Here is a 2,216-nt window from a genome sequence, read left to right as displayed (position 1 = left end):
TTTTATATTTTTCACTTACTAACTTTTCATCTAATTTAATAGCCATAAAAAGATAGATCTAGTTTAATTTAATTATTATATCTTTACTCAATCCAGATTTATATTTTATTTCAAAATTAAAACTATTACTGTCTCCTGTTACATAAAAACTTTTAACTCCTGAATATATATTGGAATTTATAATCGATCTAAAATTATAATTACTTCCTTTAACTGTAAAACGCATTTGATTAATTGGAATAATTTTATTAAATGTGTTTGATTTAAACCCTGCAATAGGATTTTTAGAACCGTAATATGATTGATACATTGCGTTAACATCTAGATTTATAAACTCTAATTTATTTTGATCAATTTTGCTAGTTAAATTAAATTCATTTTTCCCTCTCTGACTTAAATTAACATTTTCCCCAAGGTTAAATACTTTTGAATAAGTATGTATTTTTTTTGAAATTATTTTATCAAAAATTAATACAGTATCTGACTCTTTTAAATATAAAAGTACCCTTTGAACTATTACACCGGGATATAATGTATGTTTCCCAACTACATAAGAATAATCAGGATATATATATCCACTTTGTATCTTAGCCTTACCAATATTTTCTTTTGTAATTTGATACGATTTATTGTCTATAGTTATTGTATTATGTGCATAAGTACTGATTAAATAGTTTCTATAAGAGTCATTCAGCTCATAATTATATAGACCTGAGTCTACAAAAAATTCTGTATTTCCTTTTGTGAAAATAAAAGATAAATCATCAGCATGCTTATGTACTGTTGAATGAAATGCTGATACAAAGAATAAATAAGATTGAACATTATTGTTTCTATTCCTAAAAATACTTATTCCACTATTCTTGTACAAAATATCAGTAAATGGATTTACACCGAACTGACCATTTGTATTTAAGTATTTTAATTTATTCCCTCGAATTTCATTAACATTTAAATTTTTATTTGCGACATAGCTATTTTTAGAATCTCCATATTGTGGAATCGTACCATTAGGTTGGGTAAAGGTAGCAAGTGTATCTTCTAAAAGCCCTATTTTATTTTCCAAATACAATTTGGTATTATCCGATTCTTTAAGTAAAGGTAAAATTTGTCTTATTAAATCGATTACTACTATTTGATAACTAATGCTATGTTCTTTTGTAATTCCATCAGTTGTAATGAGACTCTCAACATGGCGTTTTAATCTGTTTGTACCAATGTTGTACCATTCACTACTCTTTGTTAAGTTTGGAAATAACACTGCTATTTCAATCAATGCTTGATCCTGAAAAATGCCATGATTTGAATCCCACACATAGTTATTGTTATTTGCTAAAAAACTTCCATGTTCTATTATTAAATCAACAATCTCATTATAATTAGACTCATTATAAATTGAAGAAAGTTTATAAAGATTAGCAAATTGGATTAAATAGACAGTTCTTATTGGAACACTGTTTGTATACCATGCCCATGGACTTGTAGCTTTTTTAGGGTTGCTATTTACTTTTTGCCAACTTTTAATAAAGTATTCTGATTTAATTAAATACTTTACATCATTTGTATATTCATATGCACTTAATAAGTATCCTACATGTTCAAAACTATGCAAAAATAATTGCCAAGTTCTATTTTTAAATGGATCCTCTTTCCATGTAATTTCATTATCTAATTGATAAATAGGAAATTGACTGCCCAAGTAAATTTTATTATCAATTATTTGATCCGCAAATGATACAACCGATTTTGAAGGTTTTATTCTTTGGATATATTGAATTGAATTATTCGTTTTTACCTCAGTTGCTCTTAATGGGCTTGAATCTTTAAATAAAGCCATTATTATAAATACGATTAAGAAAACGATAATTAATCTTTTAAATAATTTCATTCGTTCAATTCCTTTCATAACCGTCTTAATGTTAAACAAATCCTAGGTTTAATTCAATTTATTATTGAATGATTTGATGGCCATCAAGTATCCACTTATTTACCATTTATATATGGCTTATAAAATTAATATCGTACAAACTACATAATTCTAAAGACAATTCGATGAATTCAGTTATTTACGCTTCTAAATTAGTAGAAAAGTCATTCTTTTTATATCTATTTTAAAAAAATACTCAAAAATAAACTATTTTTATAAAACCACTAGCACTTTTTGAACTTTCTGTTATATAATAATTAGTAATTAAATACACTGTATTAATACAGAG

At 25.4% G+C, this 2,216-nt stretch carries 1 protein-coding gene; it reads right to left on the bottom strand.

Features of this window, described 5'->3' with window-relative positions:
- Nucleotides 1-58: 58 nt before the first annotated feature.
- Nucleotides 59-1,888 (bottom strand): heparinase II/III family protein, encoded by a 1,830-nt coding sequence (locus tag V7056_RS15150; protein ID WP_499703243.1) that lies wholly within the window; start codon nucleotides 1,886-1,888, stop codon nucleotides 59-61.
- Between the last annotated feature and the right edge of the window lie 328 nt (nucleotides 1,889-2,216).

This window comes from Bacillus sp. JJ664, from assembly GCF_036962205.1.
Taxonomy (GTDB): domain Bacteria; phylum Bacillota; class Bacilli; order Bacillales; family Bacillaceae_G; genus Gottfriedia.
The sequence above is the reverse complement of the archived record's forward strand: the minus strand, read 5'-3'. Positions and strand labels throughout refer to the sequence as shown.

Bases quoted from the DNA above. Each gene is read 5' to 3' on its own strand.
- V7056_RS15150 (WP_499703243.1), bottom strand. From the start codon at position 1,888: ATGAAATTATTTAAAAGATTAATTATCGTTTTCTTAATCGTATTTATA.